This window comes from Cellulomonas sp. McL0606 (assembly GCF_058248365.1).
Window position 1 is genome coordinate 239,929 of record NZ_CM177779.1, and the last position, 20,615, is coordinate 260,543.

At 71.2% G+C, this 20,615-nt stretch carries 16 protein-coding genes and 4 pseudogenes; 11 read left to right on the forward strand and 9 right to left on the reverse strand.

The window, feature by feature from the left end; all coding sequences use genetic code 11:
- Positions 1 to 76: 76 nt before the first annotated feature.
- From AC38ZX_RS01295 to AC38ZX_RS01325, 7 genes and pseudogenes are all read right to left on the reverse strand, one after another.
- A complete protein-coding gene (locus tag AC38ZX_RS01295) occupies positions 77 to 607 on the reverse strand; it encodes a DUF4190 domain-containing protein (protein WP_491296050.1) in 531 nt (176 codons plus the stop codon).
- A 134-nt stretch (positions 608 to 741) separates the two neighbouring features.
- A complete protein-coding gene (locus AC38ZX_RS01300; protein WP_491296051.1) occupies positions 742 to 1,968 on the reverse strand; it encodes a DUF4190 domain-containing protein in 1,227 nt (408 codons plus the stop codon).
- A 66-nt stretch (positions 1,969 to 2,034) separates the two neighbouring features.
- Positions 2,035 to 2,825: pseudogene (locus AC38ZX_RS01305) on the reverse strand (exodeoxyribonuclease III).
- 90 nt (positions 2,826 to 2,915) lie between these two features.
- Positions 2,916 to 3,536: a TetR/AcrR family transcriptional regulator gene (locus AC38ZX_RS01310; RefSeq protein ID WP_426594083.1), complete on the reverse strand. Its 621-nt coding sequence runs from the start codon at positions 3,534 to 3,536 to the stop codon at positions 2,916 to 2,918.
- 254 nt (positions 3,537 to 3,790) lie between these two features.
- A pseudogene (gene glpK / locus AC38ZX_RS01315) lies at positions 3,791 to 5,315 on the reverse strand (glycerol kinase GlpK).
- Positions 5,316 to 5,453: 138 nt separating this feature from the next.
- Entirely contained in the window at positions 5,454 to 6,179 is a 726-nt protein-coding gene (locus AC38ZX_RS01320; protein WP_426594085.1) for an MIP/aquaporin family protein, read from the reverse strand.
- Positions 6,180 to 6,257: 78 nt separating this feature from the next.
- Positions 6,258 to 8,010 (reverse strand): annotated as a pseudogene (locus AC38ZX_RS01325) (glycerol-3-phosphate dehydrogenase/oxidase).
- A 171-nt stretch (positions 8,011 to 8,181) separates the two neighbouring features.
- On the opposite strand from AC38ZX_RS01325, the gene AC38ZX_RS01330 reads away from it, so the two are divergent.
- The 3 genes from AC38ZX_RS01330 (at position 8,182) to AC38ZX_RS01340 (ending at position 10,379) form a co-directional block, all read left to right on the forward strand.
- On the forward strand, positions 8,182 to 9,171 hold the full coding sequence (locus tag AC38ZX_RS01330) for a sugar-binding transcriptional regulator (RefSeq protein WP_426594087.1): 990 nt from the start codon (positions 8,182 to 8,184) through the stop codon (positions 9,169 to 9,171).
- A gap of 166 nt (positions 9,172 to 9,337) precedes the next feature.
- The gene (locus AC38ZX_RS01335) at positions 9,338 to 9,850 is read left to right on the forward strand and encodes a MarR family winged helix-turn-helix transcriptional regulator (protein WP_426594088.1); all 513 of its coding nucleotides are present in this window, start codon (positions 9,338 to 9,340) and stop codon (positions 9,848 to 9,850) included.
- A gap of 19 nt (positions 9,851 to 9,869) precedes the next feature.
- Positions 9,870 to 10,379 (forward strand): amino-acid N-acetyltransferase, encoded by a 510-nt coding sequence (locus AC38ZX_RS01340; protein WP_426594089.1) that lies wholly within the window; start codon positions 9,870 to 9,872, stop codon positions 10,377 to 10,379.
- Between the two features lie 19 nt (positions 10,380 to 10,398).
- Here AC38ZX_RS01340 and AC38ZX_RS01345 read toward each other — a convergent pair whose 3' ends face one another.
- Entirely contained in the window at positions 10,399 to 11,301 is a 903-nt protein-coding gene (locus tag AC38ZX_RS01345) for an HhH-GPD family protein (RefSeq protein WP_491296052.1), read from the reverse strand.
- 95 nt (positions 11,302 to 11,396) lie between these two features.
- Here AC38ZX_RS01345 and AC38ZX_RS01350 point away from each other — a divergent pair, with 95 nt between their 5' ends.
- Together AC38ZX_RS01350 and AC38ZX_RS01355 are read left to right on the forward strand one after the other, a co-directional pair.
- On the forward strand, positions 11,397 to 11,972 hold the full coding sequence (locus AC38ZX_RS01350) for a GNAT family N-acetyltransferase (RefSeq protein ID WP_491296053.1): 576 nt from the start codon (positions 11,397 to 11,399) through the stop codon (positions 11,970 to 11,972).
- A gap of 111 nt (positions 11,973 to 12,083) precedes the next feature.
- Positions 12,084 to 12,722 (forward strand): hypothetical protein, encoded by a 639-nt coding sequence (locus AC38ZX_RS01355; RefSeq protein ID WP_491296054.1) that lies wholly within the window; start codon positions 12,084 to 12,086, stop codon positions 12,720 to 12,722.
- 17 nt (positions 12,723 to 12,739) lie between these two features.
- Here the strand turns inward: AC38ZX_RS01355 and disA are convergent.
- Positions 12,740 to 13,817, reverse strand: a pseudogene (gene disA / locus AC38ZX_RS01360) (DNA integrity scanning diadenylate cyclase DisA).
- A gap of 210 nt (positions 13,818 to 14,027) precedes the next feature.
- Between disA and AC38ZX_RS01365 the strand changes: the two are divergent.
- The 6 genes from AC38ZX_RS01365 to AC38ZX_RS01390 all read left to right on the forward strand — a co-directional run bounded on the left by AC38ZX_RS01365 (position 14,028) and on the right by AC38ZX_RS01390 (position 20,601).
- Positions 14,028 to 15,269 carry an ROK family transcriptional regulator gene (locus tag AC38ZX_RS01365; protein ID WP_491296055.1) on the forward strand — a complete coding sequence of 414 codons (1,242 nt, stop codon included), beginning with the start codon at positions 14,028 to 14,030 and terminating at the stop codon, positions 15,267 to 15,269.
- On the forward strand, positions 15,266 to 16,600 hold the full coding sequence (locus tag AC38ZX_RS01370; RefSeq protein WP_426594095.1) for an ABC transporter substrate-binding protein: 1,335 nt from the start codon (positions 15,266 to 15,268) through the stop codon (positions 16,598 to 16,600). Before AC38ZX_RS01365 ends, AC38ZX_RS01370 begins: the two co-directional genes overlap by 4 nt.
- Positions 16,601 to 16,605: 5 nt before the next feature.
- A complete protein-coding gene (locus tag AC38ZX_RS01375; protein ID WP_426594096.1) occupies positions 16,606 to 17,541 on the forward strand; it encodes a carbohydrate ABC transporter permease in 936 nt (311 codons plus the stop codon).
- Positions 17,538 to 18,371: a carbohydrate ABC transporter permease gene (locus AC38ZX_RS01380; RefSeq protein WP_491296056.1), complete on the forward strand. Its 834-nt coding sequence runs from the start codon at positions 17,538 to 17,540 to the stop codon at positions 18,369 to 18,371. The genes AC38ZX_RS01375 and AC38ZX_RS01380 overlap by 4 nt, the downstream gene beginning before the upstream one ends.
- 98 nt (positions 18,372 to 18,469) lie before the next feature.
- Complete coding sequence (locus AC38ZX_RS01385; RefSeq protein WP_491296057.1) at positions 18,470 to 19,627, forward strand: family 4 glycosyl hydrolase; 1,158 nt, start codon at positions 18,470 to 18,472, stop codon at positions 19,625 to 19,627.
- Entirely contained in the window at positions 19,624 to 20,601 is a 978-nt protein-coding gene (locus tag AC38ZX_RS01390) for an N-acetylglucosamine kinase (RefSeq protein ID WP_491296058.1), read from the forward strand. Before AC38ZX_RS01385 ends, AC38ZX_RS01390 begins: the two co-directional genes overlap by 4 nt.
- The last annotated feature ends 14 nt before the right edge of the window (positions 20,602 to 20,615 follow it).

A 20,615-nucleotide genomic window follows, 5' to 3' on the forward strand; every position in this document is an offset into this window, starting at 1 on the left:
TCCTTGCGGGGTGTATCGGTACAGAAGCGCTACCCGATGACAGTAGCCCATTCCCTACCGGGTGGTAAGTGTCGGTTCAGCCGGTGGTGGAGGTGTGATCCAGGAACGAGCCGGTGGTGCCGCTCTCGACGACTGCCAGGCACAGCCCCGCCCGGTCACCGCGTCCCCACGACTGCTCGGTCGGCGCCCACGCCACCGCGGTGACGCCCTGGTCCAGCTCGGCCTGGTCGATGACGCAGGAGCGTGCGACACGGGCGTCGGCGGCCCGCTGTCCCGGCCAGACGGAGTCGCCCGAGAACTCATAGACGGTGACCACCTGGGCCACGTGACGGTCCGCGCACGGCACCACGTGGACCGTCGAGACGTGGCCGTCCGAGGGCAGCGCCGCCAGGCAGTTGCCCGTGACGAGCTGTTGGGCGTGCGCGTCCTTGGCCGAGCGCACGTCCGCCGGGAGCGGCCGTGTCCCCGACCAGGTGAGCACCCCGACGACGAGCGCGGCGATCAGTGCCACGGTCCCGATCGCGCCGAGGACCGCACCCGCGATCGCCAGGGCCCGACCGCGCGTGGCCCGTCGCCCGATCCGCCGCAGGGCCAGGACCGCCAGCACGAGGGCGACCGGACCGATCAGCAGGATCCCGGCGACCAGCGACCAGATCGCCAGCGGCTCGACCCGGGTGCGCGGCTGGGGCCAGCCCGGCGCGTAGTGAGGGTCCGGGTAGCTGTACTGCCCGCCCGGAGCGCTCAGGTCTCGCTCCCTGTGGGCGGGGCTGCGGTCAGCGTGTGCTCCACGGCCGAGCCCGTGAACAGGCCGCCGTCGGCGGTGCTGAAGAACGTGCAGTACGCCGTGGTCCCGCCGCTCGCGAAGTCGTCGGGGTGCGGTGCGTACAGGTCGATCTCGCCGAGGTCGACGTCGTCGCCCAGCAGCTCGGTCGCTCGCTGGTCGCACTCCTGGGAGGCGAGGTCCCAGACCGGGTCGTCGCCCGATGTGCTCGTGCTGCTCGGTCCGGTCATCGTGACCATGGCGACGACCTCGCCCTCGTGCGGGACCGCGCAGCTGACGACGGATGCGTCGCTCATGTCCCACTCGAACGGGTAGACGTCCAGGCAGTCGCCCACCAGCAGGTCGGAGCGCAGCGTGTAGTCGGGGACCGTGTCGTTGGTCTGCTGCTCGTTGCCCTGGTTGGTGCCGGTGTCGAAGGTGCTGTCGTCGTAGGTGGTCAGCGAACCGGTGATGACGGCGACGACGATCGCAATGACGCCGATCAGGTACAGGGTGCCGACTCCGCCGACTGCGATCCCCGCGATCGCCAAGCCGCGGCCCTGCGTGCCGTTGCGTCGGACCCGCCGCAGGGCCGCGATGCCGAGCCCGAGCCCGACGGGGCAGGCGAGGCCGCCCAGGACCACGAGGCCGACGATGCTCGTGACCATCGCGCCGATGGCGAGGGGCTCGGTCCGAGGCGCCGCGTACGGATAGCCGGGCCCGGGACCGTAGGGCGTCGCGCCGTAGGGCGAGCCGTAAGGAGCGCCGTAGGGCGGGGCCTGCCCGTAGGCGGGCGCCTGCCCGTAGGTGGGGGCCTGCCCGTAGGTGGGGGCCTGCCCGTACGCCGGGAACGACCCGCCGGCGGGCGCCTGCCCGTAGGCCGAAGCCTGCCCGTACCCCGGAACCTGCCCGTACGGCGAGCCCGTCGGGGGAGGACCGTAGGCCGGCTGCGCCGCGGGCGGCGTCCCGTAGGTCGCCTGACCGCCCGCGGTCGGCGGCAGGAACGGGTTGGTGACTGTCGCGGGCTGACCGCCGGGCCCCGCTGGATCCGGGTGCGCAGGGACCGCTGCCACGTAGGGCGCGGGAGGTGGCAGGGTGGCCTCGTAGCCGCTGGGCGTCGGCGGCGTAGGTCGGCGATCGGGCTCGCGCCCGCCGGGCGTGACGTACGGCTCGGGCAGCGGAGCCGGCCCCCCAGGCTCGTTGCTCATGCGCGCAACCTAGTCCAGACCGGGCCGGTCGTCATCGATCCGCGCACAGATCACCCGCCGGCGCCGTCAGTCCGCGATCTCGAGCACCACGGGCACGTGGTCGGACGGCGCCTTGCCCTTGCGCTCGTTGCGCTCGATGTGCGCACCGGTCACGCGCGCCGCCAACGCGGGCGTGGCGTAGGTCAGGTCGATCCGCATCCCCTCGTTCCGGGGGAATCGGGCTGCTGGTAGTCCCAGTACGTGTACGTGTGCTCGGCGGGGACGTGGACGCGCGACACCTCCGTGTACCCGGCCGCGCCGATCGCGGCGAAGGCGTCGCGCTCCGCCGGGGTGACGTGGGTGCGACCCGCGAACCAGGCCATGTCCCAGACGTCGGTGTCCAGGGGCGCGATGTTCCAGTCGCCCACGAGAGCGACCTGCGCCTGCGGGTCGGCCTCGAGCCAGCCGCGCGCCGCGTCCTTCAGCCGGCCGAGCCAGTCGAGCTTGTAGGCGAAGTGCGGGTCGTCGATCTCGCGCCCGTTGGGCACGTAGAGGCTCCACAGACGCACGCCCCCGCAGGTCGCCCCGAGCGCGCGCGCCTCGGCGGTCGCCGGCACTCCCCACGTCGGCATGCTGGGAAAGCCCACCTCGACGTCCTCGATCCCGACCTTGGACACGATCGCCACGCCGTTCCACTGGCTGAAGCCGCTGGTCGCCACCTGGTACCCGAGGGCCTCGAACGCCTCGCGGGGGAACTGGTCGTCCTTGCACTTGGTCTCCTGGAGCGCCAGGACCTCCACGCCCGTGCGTTCCAGGAAGGCGAGCGCGCGATCCGTCCGGGCGCGGATCGAGTTGATGTTCCAGGTGGCCAGGCGCATGGGGCAGGACGTTACCCGGCGGCACCGACACTCCGCGGCGTCGCCCGCACGTCGGCGGCGTCACCAGGCCGGTGAGGTCGGCGAGACCTGTCAGCCGTACGCGTCGTGCCGGTGGTCGACCGGGTCCCGGGTCGTCCGCCCCGTGACCGTGGACCAGGCCCAGCGTGCGGCATCCTGCGCCGGCGGCAGCGGGTCGAGCTGGATCCAGGCGCTGAACACGCCGATGACCGACCCGGCGAGGGCTGCGGCGATGATCTGCGGCGGGATGTCGCTGACCGTCGGCGTCCCGCCGATCGTCGCCATCGCCTCGAGGATCAGCTCGCGGAACCTGGAGTGCAGCCGGGCGACGGCGACAGCCGAGCCGTGCGGCCCGAGCGCGTCCCGGTAGAGGTCGATGTTCTCCGCGATGAGCTGCGCGTAGCGCACCATCACCGCGGGCGGCTGGTCGGCGGGTGCGTCCGGGACGATCGTCGCCAGGTCCACGCCGAACTGCGACGCCTGCATGTCGAGGGCGTCGGCCAGCAGCGTGTCGGTGTCCGGGTAGTGCTGGTAGAAGGTGCTGCGGTTGACGGTCGCGCGGTCCGTCACGTCGGCGACGGTGATCTCGGTGAGCGCCTTCTCGCGAGCGAGTCCGAGGAGCGCATCCTGCAGGAGCCTGCGCGTGCGCAGCACGCGCGGATCCACCCGCGTACGGTCGTCGTCGCCCGTCATGTACTCCACTGTAGCTACGCAACGCCTGTCGGCTTGGGTCCACGTGCTGACACGGCACCGAAGGTGTGAACGCGTCTTCGACACGGATCCCACGGACATGGCGAGACCCGGCGCTCCCCTCCGAGTGCCGGGTCTCGTCGTGACGGGCGGGCGCCGCCGGCTCCCACCAGCGCGCTCCGCTCCGCCCCCCTGCTGTAGCCGTGCTCCCGCGCACGGCCGCAGCTCAGCCTCCTGCAGCCGAGCTCATGACGTGCTCAGACGACGTCGTCGTCCACCCAGTCGAAGGTCTTGGTGACGGCCTTCTTCCAGAGGCGGTACTGGCGGTCGCGCTCGTCGTCGGCCATGGTCGGCTCCCAGCGCTTGTCCTCGGCCCAGTTGTCGATGACGTCCTGCTCGCCGTTCCAGAATCCGACCGCGATGCCGGCCGCGTAGGCCGCACCGAGCGCGGTGGTCTCGGCCACCTTCGGACGCACCACGGGCACGCCGAGGATGTCCGCCTGGAACTGCATCAGCAGCTCGTCCTGGACCATGCCGCCGTCGACCTTGAGCTCGGTCAGGTTCACGCCCGAGTCCGCGTTCATGGCGTCCAGCACCTCACGCGTCTGGAAGGCGGTCGCCTCCAGGGCTGCGCGGGCGATGTGGCCCTTGTTGACGTACCGGGTCAGCCCGACCAGGGCACCGCGTGCGTCGGAGCGCCAGTACGGCGCGAACAGGCCGGAGAACGCCGGGACGAAGTAGGCGCCGCCGTTGTCCTCGACCGTCGCGGCGAGCTGCTCGATCTCGGGTGCCGACGAGATGATCCCCAGGTTGTCGCGCAGCCACTGCACCAGCGAGCCGGAGACCGCGATCGAGCCCTCGAGCGCGTAGACCGTGGGCTGGTCGCCGATCTTGTAGCAGACCGTGGTGAGCAGGCCGTTCTTGGACGGGACCACCTCGGTGCCGGTGTTGATGAGCATGAAGTTGCCGGTGCCGTAGGTGTTCTTGGCCATGCCCTTCTCGAAGCACGCCTGACCGAACGTCGCGGCCTGCTGGTCGCCGAGGATGCCGGCGATCGGCACTCCGGGGACCAGGCCGCCCTCGCGCCCGGTGCCGTAGACCTCGGACGAGGACCGGATCTCCGGGAGCATCGACAGCGGGATACCCATGTCGTTCGCGATGTCCGCGTCCCACGACAAGGTCTCCAGGTCCATGAGCATGGTGCGCGACGCATTGGTGGGGTCCGTGACGTGCACTCCGCCGTCGACTCCGCCGGTCATGTTCCACAGCACCCACGAGTCGGTGTTGCCGAAGGCGAGCTGGCCCGCCTCGGCCTTGGCCCGCGCGCCCTCGACGTTGTCGAGGATCCACTTGACCTTCGGTCCGGAGAAGTACGTGGCGAGCGGCAGACCGACCTTGGCCTTGTAGCGCTCGGCGCCCCCACCGAGCGCGCCCAGCTCGTCGGCGATCTTCGCCGTACGGGTGTCCTGCCAGACGATCGCGTTGTAGACCGGCTCGCCCGTGGTCCGGTCCCAGACCACGGCCGTCTCACGCTGGTTGGTGATGCCGACGGCGGCGATGTCCTTGTAGGTGAGGTTCGCGCGGGTCAGCGCCATGCCGACCACCTCGCGGATGTTCTTCCAGATCTCCGCGGCGTTGTGCTCGACCCAACCCGCCCGCGGGAAGATCTGCTCGTGCTCGAGCTGGCCGCTCTCGACGATCTGGCCCGAGTGGTTGAAGACGATGGCGCGGGAGCTGCGTGGTGCCCTGGTCGATGGCGAGGACGTACTTGGTGTCCGGCATGGTGGGAATTCCTCCGAAGGTCGTGCGCAAGTTCGTGCGGGTGCGAGGTGTGCGAAATGAGGTCCGGACGACGCCGACCAGGGGGCCAGTGGCGCCGTCCGGACGCTTGAGGTGACCAGATCGGTCGGTCGGTGATCGTCAGACGACGTAGGCGCTGGCGAGGAGACCGGCGAGAACGCCGCCGACCAGCGGACCGAAGACCGGGACCCACGAGTAGGACCAGTCGCTGGAGCCCTTGCCCCTGATGGGCAGCAGGGCGTGCGCGATGCGCGGACCGAGGTCACGAGCCGGGTTGATGGCGTAGCCCGTCGGGCCACCGAGGCTGGCGCCGATGCCGATCACGAGGAAGGCGACGGGGATCGGCCCGAGGCTGGCCGGGTTCTTGCCGAAGCACTGGATGACGAACACCAGCACGAACGTGCCGATGACCTCGGTGATGAAGTTCCAGCCGTAGGACCTGATCGCCGGGCCGGTCGAGAAGACCGCGAGCTTCGTGGCGCCGGGGGCTTCCTCGTCGAAGTGCCTCTTGTAGGCGAGGTAACAGAGCCCTGCGCCTATCGCGGCCCCGAGCATCTCTGCGACCACGTAGTAGAACCCGTTGGCCGCCGTGATGGGGACGCCCTTCGTGAACTCGTCCGCGCCGCTCGCCCATTGACCGATCACCACCGCAGGGTTCAGGTATGCGCCCGACTTGTAGGACGCGTACACGCCCGCCATGACGGCGAAGCCCCATCCCACGTTGATGAGGAGCCAGCCGCCGTCGAACCCCTTGTTCTTCGGGAGGATGACGTTCGCGACGACACCGGTACCCAGCAGCACGAGTAGCCCGGTCCCTATTACCTCGGACCAGAAGGCATCTGTCATTGTCACAGTCGACCCTTTCTGACGGACGTCGTTGTCACGTTCTCCGCACGGATGACCGTGCGGAGTCCTGCTTTCCCCCTACGTGTTGGCGGGCTCCCCGAGCATCGGCGCGAGGTCGACGGCACGCAGCCGGACCTTCTCCGCCGATGCGTCGTCGGGCTCGCGAGCGGCGGCGTCCTCGGCCTCCGCGCGAGCCACGTACGCAGCGATCTCCCGGTTGCGGGTGGCCTCGTCCCAGCCCAGGACGGGTGCGACGAGGTCCGCGATCTCCTCCAGCGCCCCGACACCCTTGTCGGCCTGCTCGTAGTTGAGCCGGGTGCGGTGCATGAGGACGTCGTCGAGGTGCAGTGCGCCCTCATGGCTGGCGGCGTAGACGATCTCGGCGCCGATGTACGCGTCCGCGTTCTGCAGCGGCTCGGCCAGCTTGGGATCGGCGTCGACCAGGTCGATCAGCTCGCCCAGCAGCGACCCGTACCGGTGCAGCAGGTGGTCCATCCGCGGCCGGGTCCAGCCGTACTTCTGCGCGATCGCCCGCGACTGGCGTTGGAACACCTGCAGGCCCTCGGCGCCGACGAGCGGCAGGTCGGCCGTGATCGACGGCAGCGTGGTGGCGCGCGACCCGATCGCGAAGTCGACGGCGTCCTTGGCCATCACGCGGTAGGTGGTGAGCTTGCCGCCGGCGATGACGGTGAACCCGGGTGCGGGGCTGGCGACGGTGTGCTCACGGGAGACCTTGGCCGAGGTCGTGCCCGCCTTGACCTGCGGCTGCAAGAGCGGCCGCAGGCCGGCCCACGTGCCGATGATGTCCTCGCGTGTGATCGGGCGGGACAGGACGGCGTTGGCGTGCTCGATCACGTAGTCGATGTCGGCGCTCGTCGCGACGGGGTGCGTCAGCTCCTGCACCCACGGCGTGTCCGTGGTGCCGATGACCCAGTACCGCGACCACGGGATGATGAACAGCACCGACTTCTCGGTCTGCAGGATCAGCCCGACCTCGCCGGCGATGCGGCTGCGCGGCACCACGATGTGGACGCCCTTGCTCGCCAGCACCCGCAGACCGCCCTCGGAGCCGGCCAGCGACTCGGTCTGCTCGGTCCAGACGCCGGTGGCGTTGATGATGTGCCGGGCGCGGACGTCGATGTGCTCGCCGGTCTCCAGGTCCACCAGCTCGGCGCCGGTGACGGCACCGCCCGTGGTCGTCTGCAGCGCCTGCACCTGGGTGCGGCTCGCGGCGCGCGCACCGTAGGAGACCGCCGTGCGGATCAGGGTCTCGACGAGCCGGGCGTCGTCGACGGCAGCGTCCCAGTACCGGACCGCGCCGATCGCGGCGTCGTGCCGCAGGTCGGGGAACAGCCGCTCCATGCCCTTGCGGGTCAGGTGCCGGTGGATGGGCAGCGCGCGCTTGGCGCCGTTGACCGAGGCCAACGTGTCGTACAGCGCCACGCCCGCGCCCACATAGGCCCGCTCCCACACCCGGTTCTCCAGCGGGTACAGGAAGCTGACGGGCTTGACCAGGTGCGGGGCGAGCCGGTTGATCAGCAGGTCGCGCTCGGTGAGCGCCTCGCGCACCAGGTGGAAGTCGAGCATCTGGAGATAGCGCAGGCCGCCGTGCACGAAGCTTGCTGGAGCGGCTCGACGTTCCGCTCGCCCAGTCCTGTGCCTCGACGATCGCGGTGGACAGACCCCTGCTCACTGCATCGAGGGCGATCCCTGCGCCGGTGACGCCGCCGCCGATCACGAGGACGTCGAGCTCGTTCCCGCGCTCCGCACTCGCTCGCAGCGCATCGAGTGCATCCTGTCGTGCCTGAGCCGTCAACGGCGCCGTTCGCATATCTCGTGCCCCTTGGTCTGTCCTGCTTTTCGCCTGCGGTTCTGCCGACGGGACCGCTTCGTCCCGTTCGCCCGTTCCCGGGCCCTTGGCTATCGTCGTCACGGGGCGAACGAACGCGCAACCTGGCTGCACATATGTGCAGCGACGCGTGACGTGACGGAGGGGCGTCAGATGTACGTCGAACGGGAGCAGGACGTGCTCCGGGCCGCGTCCATGTACTACCTGCAGGACATCAAGATGGAGGTCATCGCCCGGCACCTCGGCACGTCACGCTCGACCGTGTCGCGCCTGATCAAGCGTGCCCGCGAGTCGGGCCTGGTGGAGATCACGCTGCGGCCGGCGAGCACCCGTGCACCGGGGCTGGGCCGGACGATCGCCGCGGCCTTCGGCATCGAGACGTACGTGGTCCCCGTGCCCGACTCCGCCAGCCACATCGAACGCCTCGACCAGGTCTCGATCACGGCGGCGCGCCTGCTGTCGTCCTGGTTCGACTCGGACATGGTGCTCGGCGTCGCATGGGGTACCACGCTGGCGTCGGTGTCCCGGTACCTGGCGCCCAAGCCGACCCGTGGCTCGGCGGTGGTCCAGCTCAACGGCGCGGCCAACATGCGCACCAGCGGCATCGAGTACGCGAGCGACCTGATCTCGACGTTCGGGACCGCGTTCGCGGCCGCCGTCCATCACTTCTCGGTCCCCGCCTTCTTCGACTACCCCGACACCAAGGCCGCCATGTGGCGCGAGCGGTCCGTGCGCCGGGTGCTCGACATGCAGCGGAGGGCGGACATCGCGGTGTTCTCGGTGGGTGCGGTCGCCGGAGCGGTGCCGTCGCACGTCTACTCCGCGGGCTACCTGGACGACTCCGACGTGAAGAACCTGCACGACGAGGGTGTCGTCGGGGACGTCTGCACCGTCTTCCTGCGCGCCGACGGGTCGTGGCAGGACGTCCACCTGAACGAGCGGGCCACCGGCCCGACGCCCGTCGAGCTCCAACGGATCCCGCGGCGGGTGTGCATCGTCGCCGGGGACAACAAGGTCGCACCGCTGCTCGCCGCCCTGCGTGCGGGGGTGGTCACGGACCTCGTCGTCGACGAGATCACCGCCACGGGTCTGCTGGAGGTGGCCGAACCCCCGCACCGCCGTCGCGCCCGCCCCAGGTCGTAGCCCCTGGGTGAGAAAAATAGTCGTGCTTTGCACTACCTGGTCAGCCTGACATCAGGGAGTATCAGTGCCTACGCAGGGGGCGTGGGACCGACGGGCATCGCCGGTCCTCGAAGGTGCATGAGGGTCCCCCACCCGTGGAGCGGACCCCGACGACTGATGGGGACGCGTGGCAGAGGACCTTTCGATCAGCATCCAGGGGCCCGCGCCCACCCAGCTGCGCTACATGATCCTCGCGGCGCAGCGGGAGGGTTTCCGCATGTTCTCCCGGTTGCTCGAGGACCTGGGGCTGACGCCGCCGCAAGCCGAGATCCTGGTGGTCCTGGAGGACTTCGGGCCCCTGAGCCTGCGTGACCTCGGCGGCATGATCGTGTGCGAGGCGGGCAGCCCAAGCCGCGTGGTGAACGCGCTGGTGCAGCGCGGCCTGGTCGCACGGAACCCGGACCCGCGCGACAGGCGCGCGGTCCTGCTCGAGCTGACGCCCGCGGCCCACGCGCTGGTGCCGACGCTGCGCCAGATCGAGACCGAGATGGACGCGCGGACCTCCGACCTGCTCGAGCCCGAGCACCAGCAGCTGCTCGCCGTCGTCCTGCGCAACCTCCTGCAGGGTTCGCGCGGCGGGCTCGCGCTCGATCGCCGGTTCGCCGCGTGGCGGTCCGGGCAGCCGTCGACCGTGTCCTGAGGCGTCTACCCTCTCCCTCGTGCCTTCCGACATCCGCGTCCGTCCGGCGCTCCCCGCGGACGTGCGAGCCATCCGCGCACTCGTCGAGCCCTACGCGCAGCAGCGGATCCTGCTGGCCAAGGAGTGGGTGGGCTACTACGAGGGTGTGCAGGAGTTCCTCGTCGCCGAGGCTCCGGACGGGACCGTCGTCGGCTGCGGGGCGCTGCACGTCATGTGGCAGGACCTGGCCGAGATCCGCACCCTGGCCGCCTCCGCCGACTGGCGCGGCGCCGGCGTCGGGCATGCCCTGCTCGACGGTCTCCTGCAGCGCGCCCGCGACCTGGGCCTGCGCCGGGTGTTCTGCCTGACCTTCGAGGTCGCGTTCTTCGAGGCGCACGGGTTCCACGTCATCGAGGGCACGCCCGTCACGCCCGACGTCTACCTGGAGCTGCTGCGCTCGCACGACGACGGCGTCGCGGAGTTCCTGGATCTTGCCCGGGTGAAGCCGAACACCCTGGGCAACACCCGCATGCTCGTCGAGCTCGCCTGACGCGTCCTCGGCGTCCTCCTCAGTGGGGGAGGCGGTAGGTGGGGTCGGCGTCGTCGCTGGTCGGGGGCTCGCGCGTGACCAGGCCGTCGGCCACGAGGGACTCGATGCAGCGGGCCAGCTGACCGCCTTCTGGCCAGACCGCCTCGAGCGCCGTCTGCGGGACGGGTGCGATCGCCTCGCGCAGGAGCGCCATCACACGGCCGCGGACCTGGCGGTCGGTGCCGACGAAACCCTGGGTCCGGCGGCGGGCGGCGTGCACGTCGGCGGGCCGGCCGGCGGCGTACCAGGCGCACAGGTCGACCACCGGGCACGCGTCGCACCGCGGGTTCCGGGCGGTGCAGACGAGCGCGCCCAGCTCCATGGAAGCAGCGGCCCACCGCGCGGCGGTCGCGTCGTCGGCGGGCGCGTACGAGTCGGCCAGCCGCACCTCGGCGGCTGTCTGGGTGGGCGCGGGGAGCGCATCGCCGGCGACCGTCCGGGCCAGGACGCGTCGGACGTTCGTGTCGAGCACCACCGAGCGCCGCCCGAACGCGAACGCGCGCACCGCGGCGGCCGTGTAGGAACCGACGCCGGGCAGCGCCTCGAGCCGAGCTTCCGAGGCGGGCACGACCCCGCCGTGCCGCTCGACGACCGCCCGGGCGCACTCCTGGAGCCGCAGCGCGCGGCGCGGGTAGCCCAGCCGGTCCCACGCACGCAGCACGTCGGCGGTCGAGGCGTCGGCGAGGTCGACGGGCGTCGGCCAGCGGGCCATCCACGCGCGCCAGGCGGGCTCGACCCGCGCGACCGGCGTCTGCTGGAGCATGACCTCGCTGACCAGGACGCCCCATGGCGTGCGGTCCGGCGAGCGCCACGGCAGGTCGCGCGCGTGCACGTCGAACCACGCGAGCACCGGCGCGCGCAGGTCGGCGGGGGAGGGCTGCACCGCAGCATCCTGCCTCACAGCGCTGGTGGTGCGCCCTCGGCCCGGTCGCACGTCCCCGCTGTGCTGTGTGGCCGGGTGGTGTCTACCGTGGCCGGATGGAGCTGATAGCGGCGCCGTGCGGGGGCGCGGGGGAGGCCGAGGCCGTTCTGGGCACGCCCGGTGACCAGCGGCACTGCTGGTGCCAGTTCGACCGGTGGAGCATGCCGGCGTACCGCGGGATGTCCGACGACGAGAAGCGCGGGCACCTCTTCGCGCAGGTCGCCTCGGGCGGTGCGAGCCCGGGCGTGATCGCGATGCTCGGCGACGAGCCGGTCGGCTGGGCGTCCGTGGCCCCGCGGGCGACGTTCCCGCGGATCGGGTCGAGCACCTCGATGTCGACGGTCGACACCAGGGCCGACCTCGACGACGCGGGGATCTGGTCGGTGACCTGCTTCGTCGTGCGGACGCGGTACCGCCGGCACGGGGTGTCCGCAGTGCTGCTCGACGCGGCCGTCGACCATGCCCGCGCGAGCGGCGCGCACACCGTCGAGGGCTACCCGGTCGACGCCGCGGAGCGGCCGCGCGCGGGCTCGGGGACCTACCGCGGACGGCTGTCGACGTTCCTCGCGGCGGGATTCACGGTCGTCGCGCGGCCGAGTGCCGGTCGGGCGGTGGTGCGGCTCACGCGCTGATCCGCCCCTCCCGGTGCGTCGGACCCGTTCTCGCACGAGCCTGCCTCTACCGTGGTCGCGCCACCTCGGGCCAGATGGGGTGGCGACGAGCAGCGGAAGGCAGGTGGGTCGATGGGTGCGCAGACTCCGCCGCCGCGGCTGCCGGCTCGGGTCTACTGGGTCCGCCGGCTGGTCGTGCTGGGGATCCCGCTGCTGGTCGTCGTCCTGGTGATCGTGTGGATCGGCGGACGCGGGGACGGTTCGACGCCGCCGGCGCAGTCGACGACGAGCACGGCCCCGGTCACCGCGCCGGCCGCTGCGCCTGCGGCAGCGACGACACCGTCACCGTCGCCGACCCCGTCGAAAGAGGCCGGTGGCGTCCCCGACTGCGATGCTGCGACGCTCGTGCTGGCCATGACGGCCACCGCCGCGTCGTTCGGCGCCGGCGCGAACCCCACATTCGACGTCACGATCACCAACACGGGCGCCGTGCCGTGCCTGGTCGACGCCGGTGAGGCCAGCCGCGAGATCCTCATCACGTCGGGTGCCGACCGCGTCTGGGACAACCGCGACTGCATCGTGGCGGGTACGGAGAGTCGCGACCTGCTGCTGCCCGCGGCCGGTTCCGACGCCACCCAGCTCGCCTGGAACCGGGTGCGGTCCGCACCCGGCTGCCCGCCGGGCCTGCCGACGCCCGGGGCCGGGACCTACTCCGCCCAGTTCACGCTCGCGGGTGTCGCGGCGGCCCCGGCGGTGTTCGGCCTGAGCTGACCTGTCGCTCGGCAGGGTCAGACGTAGCGTTCGAGGATGCTCGACTCCGCCAGGCGGGAGAGGCCCTCGCGGACGGCGCGGGCACGCTGCTCGCCGACGCCCTCGACGGCCATGAGGTCGTCGATGCCGGCGGCCAGGAGCTTCTGGAGCCCGCCGAAGTGGGCGACCAGCCGGTCGACGATGGCGCCCGGCAGACGCGGCACCTTGGACAGCAGGCGGTAGCCGCGCGGGCCGGCCGCCGCGTCGAGGTCGTCGCCGCCGCCCGGGAAACCGAGGACCGTGGCGATCCGGCCGATGTCGATCAGCTCGGTCGAGTCGAGGTCGGAGACTCGTCGAGGACCGAGTCGACGTCGCGCCGCATCGTGTCCACGTAGTCGCGGATCACCAGGGCGCGGTCGGGCTCGATGCCGCCGACGAGCTGGCGTCCAGCTGCAGGGTGAGCAGGCGTCCGTCGGTGCCCAGCTCGACGACGTAGCCCTCGATCTCCTCGGAGATGCGCCGGACCATCTCGAGGCGCTGGACGACGGCGGACACGTCGCGGACCGTCACCAGGTCCTCGATCTCGAGGGCGGACAGGGTGCCGCTGACCTCGTCGAGACGCGACTTGTAGCGCTCGAGCGTGGCGAGCGCCTGGTTGGCGCGGGACAAGATGGTGGTCGAGTCCTCGATCACGTGCCGGAAGCCGTCGACGTACAGCGCGATGATCCGCATGGAGGCCGAGACGGAGATGACCGGCAGGCCGGTCTGCTTGGCGACGCGTTCCGCGGTCCGGTGCCGGGTGCCCGACTCGGAGGTCTCGATGGTCACGTCGGGCAGCAGCTGGACGGCCGCGCGCACGATCCGGGTGATGTTCGCGTCCACCACGACGGCGCCGTCCATCTTGGCCAGCTCGCGCAGGCGGGTGGCGGAGAACTCGACGTCCAGGACGAACCCGCCCGAGCAGATGCTCTCGACGGTCGAGTCGAACCCGAGCACGATCAGCGCACCCGTGCGCCCGCGCAGGATCCGCTCCAGGCCGTCGCGAAGCTCACCGCCGGGCGCGACGGCGGCGAGCGTGGACCTGAGCAGGTCGTCGGGAACGTGCGAGTGGGGCACGGGTGCATCGTAACGACGGCGGATGATCCGCGGACCGTCAAAACACCTGGCGGACGGACGAAGAAGTAACAGGGCCGTTACCCGACCGAGACGCATCCGACGTCCGAAGACTGTTGTCTATTAGGAAACTTACCTGTTAGTTTGATCGCGCCTGAGAGGGTGCCCTGCGAGGGCACCATCCAGCGGTCAACGACGATCGGAGCGCAGCGCATGAGCGGCACGCCCAGCCAGCCGGGAACTCCCGGGCTGCTGCGCGCCATGAACGACCGGGCCGCGCTCGCCCTGCTGCTCGAGCACGGCCCCCTCACCCGCGCGCAGATCGGCGAGCTCACCGGCCTGTCGAAGCCGACCGCGTCCCAGGTGGTGGCCCGTCTCGAACAGCTGGACCTGATCGACGTCGTCGGCTCGGTGGCCGCCGTCCGCGGTCCGAGCGCCGTGACCTACGGCGTGCGCAGCAACCGCGCACACGCCGTCGCGGTCGACGTGCGACCGTTCCGCGTCCTGTCGACGCTCGTCGACGCGACCGGCGGCGAGCACCCCGTCGCGGAGGTCCAGCTGTCGCGCACCGCGTCCGAGCGGTCCGCCGTCGGGGACATCACCACCGCGATCCAGGCCGCCTGCGAGGCGGCGGGCACCACCCCCGACACGGTGGTGGCGGCGGCCGTCGGCGTCCAGGGCGCGGTCGACCCGCGCACCGACGACCTCGCGTTCGTCGGCCTCATGCCCGGCTGGCCGCGCAAGTCCGTGCGGGCGCAGCTCGAGGGCGGCCTCGGGATCAGCGTCCGTATCGACAACGACGTGAACCTCGCCGCCGTCGCGGAGCGCGTCGAGGGGGCGGGGCACGACGTCGACGGCTTCGCCCTGCTCTGGATCGGCGACGGCCTGGGCCTGGCGGTCGACCTGGGCGGGACCCTGCACCGCGGTGCGGCGGGCGGCGCCGGCGAGATCGGCTATCTGCGCGTGCCCCAGGCGGGCGTCAAGGACCTGCAGGACCTCATCGGTGGCATCGCGATGGGCAAGCTGGCGCGGGCGCACGACGTCCGCGGCCGCACCCTCGACGCCATGCTCGCCGAGCTCGCGACGCACCCGCAGCGGCAGGCCGTCCTGGCCGAGCTGGCCGCCCGCGTGGCCGTCGGTGTCATCCCCGTGCTCGCCGTGCTCGACCCACCCGTGGTCGTGCTCGGCGGACCGACCGGCGTCGCCGGTGGTCAGACCCTCGTCGATCTCGTGCGAGGGCACATCCGCAGGACCACCCGGTGGTCCCCGCACATCTCCGTGACTCCGTGGCTGATCACCCGGTGCTGCGCGGTGCTCGATCCGTCGTCGGCGCGGACCTGCGCACACGACTTCTGGACCTCGTTCCCTAGCCCCCACCACCCGCACGACGACCCGCCCGGACGCACTCGGTCCTGGGGGCGGTCGGTCGCGCCCTGCGCAAGGAGCCTTCGGTGAGAACACGCAAGTCCTGGCTCGTCATCCCCGCCCTCGTGGCGATCACCGCCCTCGGTGCCTGCAGCGGCGGGTCCGGCGGCGGCCCCACGGCTGCCGCCACAGCCCCCTCGGAGGTGACCGGGACCGTCGAGTTCTGGCACTTCTTCACCGACCGCGAGGCCGGCGTCATCCAGTCGGTCGTCGACGACTTCGAGAAGGCCAACCCCGGCGTGAAGGTCGTCGTGAAGTCCGGCCAGGACGACCAGAAGATGCGACAGGCCATCTCCGCAGGTCAGCCCATCGACGTCGGCCTGTCCTACTCCACCGACCAGGTGGGTCCGCTCTGCTCGTCGGGCGACTTCGTCGACCTGTCGAGCTTCATCACCCGCGACAAGGTCGACCTGACGCAGATCCCGGACACGGTGCTCGGCTACACGTCGTACAAGGGCGTGCGCTGCACCATGCCTGCGCTCGCCGACGTCTACGGGCTCTACTACAACAAGGACCTGCTCGCGGCGGCCGGCTACACGGAGCCGCCCAAGACGCTCGACGAGCTGACCGACATGGCCGTCAAGCTCACCACGTTCAACGACGACGGCTCCATCAAGCAGCTCGGCTTCATGCCGCTGCTCGGCTACTACGAGAACGCCGAGGCGCACTGGGCGCCCGCCGCGGACGCACAGTGGCTCAACGAGGACGGCACCTCGGCCATCGGGTCGTCGCCCGGCTGGAACGCCATCCTCGAGTGGCAGAAGGACCTGATCGCCAAGCTCGGCGGGTACCAGAAGCTGGCCGACTTCCAGGCCGCGCTGGGGCAGGAGTTCTCCGCGGAGAACGACTTCCAGACCGGCAAGGTCGCCATGAACGTCGACGGCGAGTACCGCACCGCGTTCATCGCGGACCAGACGCCCAACCTGAACTACGGCACCGCTCCGATGCCGTCGGCGAAGGGCTACGAGGACAGCTACGGCGCCGGCTACATCACCGGCAACATCGTCGGCATCGGCAAGGGGGCCAAGAACCCCGAGGCCGCGTGGGCGCTCATCAAGTACCTGACCACGAACACGGAGGCGCAGGTCAAGCTGTCCAACGGCCTGAAGAACGCGCCGACGATGCACGACGCGATCGTGTCGCCGGACCTCGAGGTCACGCCGCAGTTCCAGACGTTCCTCGACATCTTCGAGAACCCGAAGTCGTCCACCACCCCGCCTAGCGGCATCGGCGCGGAATACCAGACGATCTTCGGCACCCACACGGCCAAGTGGCAGCAGGGCGACGTCACGGACCTGCCAGGGATGCTGAGCACCGTCGACGACGAGATCAACGCCGCCGTCAAGCTCCAGGCGGGCTGACGCACATGGCCTCGACGATCCAACGCCGACGGAACAGGGCAGCCCTTCTGCTCCTGACGCCGGCACTGCTCGGCATGATCGTGTTCTTCGTCTTCCCGCTGGTGATGACGGTCTTCTACTCCTTCACGTCGTTCGACCTGTCGAACCCGCCGAGGTGGAACGACTTCGCCAACTGGAAGTTCCTGGTCAGCGGTGACCCGCTGATCGGCACGGCGACCGTCAACACGCTGTGGTTCGTCGCGATCCTCGTGCCGGCTCGGATCGTCGGGGCCCTGTTCGTCGGCTGGGTGCTCACGCGGGCCCGACGGTCGTCGGGTGTGCTGCGCACCGTCTACTACCTGCCGGCCCTCATCCCGCCGGTGGCGGCGACGATCGCGTTCGTCTTCGTGCTCAACCCCGCCACGGGACCGGTCAACCAGATCCTCGGCTGGTTCGGCGTCGACGGGCCGGGCTGGTTCACCGACCCGGCCTGGGCCAAGCCGTCGCTCGTGCTCCTGGGCCTGTGGGTGCTCGGCGACATCATGGTGATCTTCCTGGCCAGCCTGCTGGACGTGCCGACGGAGCAGTACGAGGCGGCCGAGCTGGACGGCGCAAGCACGCGCCAGCAGTTCTGGTTCGTCACCGTGCCCAACATGACGCCCGTCCTGCTGTTCGCGCTGATCACGGGCATCATCGGCGCGCTGCAGTACTTCACCGAACCGGCCGTGGCGTCCGCGACGGCCATGGGCAAGTCGACCGTCGGGGAGGGTGCCGCGGGCGCGCTCGGCTGGCCCGACCAGTCGACGCTGACCTACGGGCAGCTGCTGTACTCCAAGGCGTTCGGCGCCAACCTCATGGGGTACGCGTCAGCGATGGCCGTCGTGCTGTTCGTCGTCGCCGCCCTGGTCATGGCCGTGCTGCTGCGCCGGTTCAAGTCCTTCACGCCGGACGTGGCCAGTTGAACCGCCGCAGCTCGTCCACCCTGGTCTGGGTGGCCGACCACGCGGTGTTCCTCGCCCTGGCCGTCATGTTCCTCGCGCCGTTCGCGTTCATCCTGCTCACCTCGGTCATGTCGCCCGCGCAGGCCGGCACGTCGTTCAGCTGGCCCACGTCGTTCCACTGGGACAACTACGCCGAGGTGTTCCGCAAGCTGCCGATGCTCAAGTACACGGGCAACTCGTTCCTGTACGCGGGCCTGGCCACGCTGTTCATGCTCGTCTCCTCGGTCCCCGCGGCCTACGCCATGGCGCGCATCCAGTTCCGCGGCTCGGGCGTCCTGCTGATCGCCGTCATCGGCATGATGCTGCTCCCGCCGCAGGTCACGAGCGTGCCTCTGTACGTCATGTGGTCCAAGCTCGGCCTGACCGGCTCGCTGTGGCCGCTGATCCTGCCGAACCTGCTGGGCGACGCCTTCTCGATCTTCCTGCTGAGGCAGTTCTTCCTGACGATCCCCAAGGAGTACACCGAGGCCGCCCGGCTGGACGGCTGCGGCGAGCTGCGCACGCTGTGGAAGGTCATCGTCCCGATGGCCAAGCCGGGCATCGCGGCAACGGCCATCTTCATGTTCTTCGCGTCGTGGAACGACTACTACGGGCCGCTGCTCTACACCTCCGAGAACGAGTCGGCGTGGCCGGTCTCCTACGCGCTCGCGCAGTTCCGCGGCGCGCACTCGGTCGACTGGAACCTCACGATGGCCGCCACGGTGATCGCGATGATCCCGGTCCTGCTCATCTTCTTCCTCGCCCAGCGCATCTTCGTGCAGGGCGTCACGCTGACCGGAGTCAAGGGATGAAGCTCACCGTCATCGGTGGCGGGTCCACCTACACGCCCGAGTCGTCGACGGGTTCGCACGGCTGCGTTCGCTGCTGCCCCTGACCGGCTGCCTGCCTCGTGGACCCCGACGCCCACCGGCTCTCGCTGGTGGCCGGGGTCTCGCGTCGGATGTTCGCGCGGTTCGGGTACGAGGTGAGCGTCACGGCCACCTCGGACGTCGTCGCGGGTGTCTCGGACGCGTCCGCGGTGCTGTTCCAGCTGCGGGTGGGCGGGCAGGCGGCGCGTCACACCGACGAGACCTTCCCGCACGCCTGCGGGTGCATCGGCCAGGAGACCACCGGTCCGGGCGGCCTGGCCAAGGCGCTGCGCACCGTCCCGGTCGTCCTGTCGCTGGCCGAGCTGGTGCGCCGTCATGCCCGGCCGGACGCGTGGATCGTCGACTTCACCAACCCGGTCGGCATCGTGACGCGAGCCCTGCTGTCCGAGGGCCACCGCGCCGTCGGGCTGTGCAACGTGGCGATCGGCTTCCAACGCAGGTTCGCGACGATGCTCGACGTGGCGCCGTCGGCGGTCGCCCTGGACCACGTCGGCCTCAACCACCTGACCTGGGTGCGTGGAGCGTCGGTGGACGGGGTCGACCGGCTGCCTTCGTTGTTGGCTTCGAGGCTCTCCGAGATCGCCGACGAGGTCGAGCTGCCCTCCTCGCTGGTGTCGCTGCTCGGCGTCGTGCCGTCGTACTACCTGCGCTACTACTACGCGCACGATGTCGTCTTCGCGGAGCAGCAGGGCGCCCCGACCCGCGCCCAGGCGGTCACCGCTGTCGAGGACGAGCTCCTCGCGCTGTACGCCGACCCGTCCGTGGACACCAAACCGGCCGCCCTCGAACGACGGGGCGGCGCGTTCTACTCGGAGGCCGCGGTCGACCTGCTCGCCTCGCTCACTGCCGACCGCGGCGACGTGCAGGTGGTCAACGTCCGCAACGACGGCACGCTTCCGTTCCTGCCCGACGACCACGTCATCGAGGTGCCCGCGACGATCGGCGCCGGGGGGATCACGCCGCTGCCCGCGGCGCCCCTCCCCACCGACATCGCGGGACTCGTGTCGCACGTCGCGGGCTACGAGCGGCTTGCCCTGGAGGCCGCGGTGCACGGCGGCCGCGACCGGGTCGAGCGCGCCCTGCTCGCCCACCCGCTGGTCGGTCAGTACGACCGTGCGGCGCGCCTGACCGACCTGCTGCTCGCGGAGAACCGCGCCCATCTCGCGTGGGCCCGATGAGCGTCCTCGTGGCCGTCGACGGAGGTGGCAGCAAGACCGACGTACTGGTGCTCGACCCCGACGGGACGGTCCTCGCGCACGCTCGCGGGCCCGGGTCGTGCCCGCAGGTGATCGGGGTGCGGCCCGCTCTCGAGGTCATCGACGGGCTCGTACGGTCGGCCCTGGGCGGGCGTTCCGACGTCGCACGGGTGGGGATCTACCTGTCCGGGCTGGACCTTCCGGTCGAGATCGCGACGTTCACGTCCGCCCTGCAGACGCTCCCGTGGTTCACGCCGGACGCGGCCGTCGTCGACAACGACACGTTCGCCCTCCTGCGCGCCGGGACGCCGTCCCACGAGGCCGTCGTCGTCGTGTGCGGCACCGGGATCAACTGCGTCGGGCGCCGGTCCGACGGCGCGACCGCCCGGTTCCCGGCGCTCGGCCGCATCTCCGGCGACTGGGGCGGTGGGTTCGAGCTGGGGGAGCAGGCCCTCTGGCACGCGGCCCGGGCGCTCGACGGCCGCGGGCCGGCCACCTCGCTGGCGACCCGGGTGCCGTCGGCGCTCGGGCGTCCGTCGATGGCGGTCGTGATCGAGGACCTGCACTTCGGGGTGCTCGGGCACGACGACGTCGCCGGCCTGTCGCCCGTGCTGCTGGCTGCTGCGTCCGACGGGGACGCGGTCGCCCTCTCGGTCGTGGAGCGACAGGCCGAGGAGATCGCGACCCTCGCGCTCGCGGCCCTTCGACGGCTGGACCTCGTCGGGTCCACGGTCCCCGTGGTGCTCGGAGGCGGTGTCCTGGCCGCCCGGCACCCGGGGCTGACCGAGGGCATCCGCGCGCGGCTAGCGACCGGTGCACCCGGCGCGCACCTGACGTTCGTCGCCGACCGGCCGGTGGTCGGGGCCGCGCTGCTGGTGCTCGAGGACCACGGAGCGCCGCCCGACGCGCTGGCGCGGGCTCGGGCGAGCGCCGGTCTGACGCCGACCGTCGTCTGACGCCGACCGCCTAC

Bases quoted from the DNA above. Each gene is read 5' to 3' on its own strand.
- AC38ZX_RS01300 (WP_491296051.1), bottom strand. From the start codon at position 1,968: ATGAGCAACGAGCCTGGGGGGCCGGCTCCGCTGCCCGAGCCGTACGTC.
- AC38ZX_RS01310 (WP_426594083.1), bottom strand. From the start codon at position 3,536: ATGACGGGCGACGACGACCGTACGCGGGTGGATCCGCGCGTGCTGCGC.
- AC38ZX_RS01320 (WP_426594085.1), bottom strand. From the start codon at position 6,179: ATGACAGATGCCTTCTGGTCCGAGGTAATAGGGACCGGGCTACTCGTG.
- AC38ZX_RS01330 (WP_426594087.1), top strand. From the start codon at position 8,182: ATGTACGTCGAACGGGAGCAGGACGTGCTCCGGGCCGCGTCCATGTAC.
- AC38ZX_RS01350 (WP_491296053.1), top strand. From the start codon at position 11,397: ATGGAGCTGATAGCGGCGCCGTGCGGGGGCGCGGGGGAGGCCGAGGCC.
- AC38ZX_RS01355 (WP_491296054.1), top strand. From the start codon at position 12,084: ATGGGTGCGCAGACTCCGCCGCCGCGGCTGCCGGCTCGGGTCTACTGG.
- AC38ZX_RS01365 (WP_491296055.1), top strand. From the start codon at position 14,028: ATGAGCGGCACGCCCAGCCAGCCGGGAACTCCCGGGCTGCTGCGCGCC.
- AC38ZX_RS01375 (WP_426594096.1), top strand. From the start codon at position 16,606: ATGGCCTCGACGATCCAACGCCGACGGAACAGGGCAGCCCTTCTGCTC.
- AC38ZX_RS01390 (WP_491296058.1), top strand. From the start codon at position 19,624: ATGAGCGTCCTCGTGGCCGTCGACGGAGGTGGCAGCAAGACCGACGTA.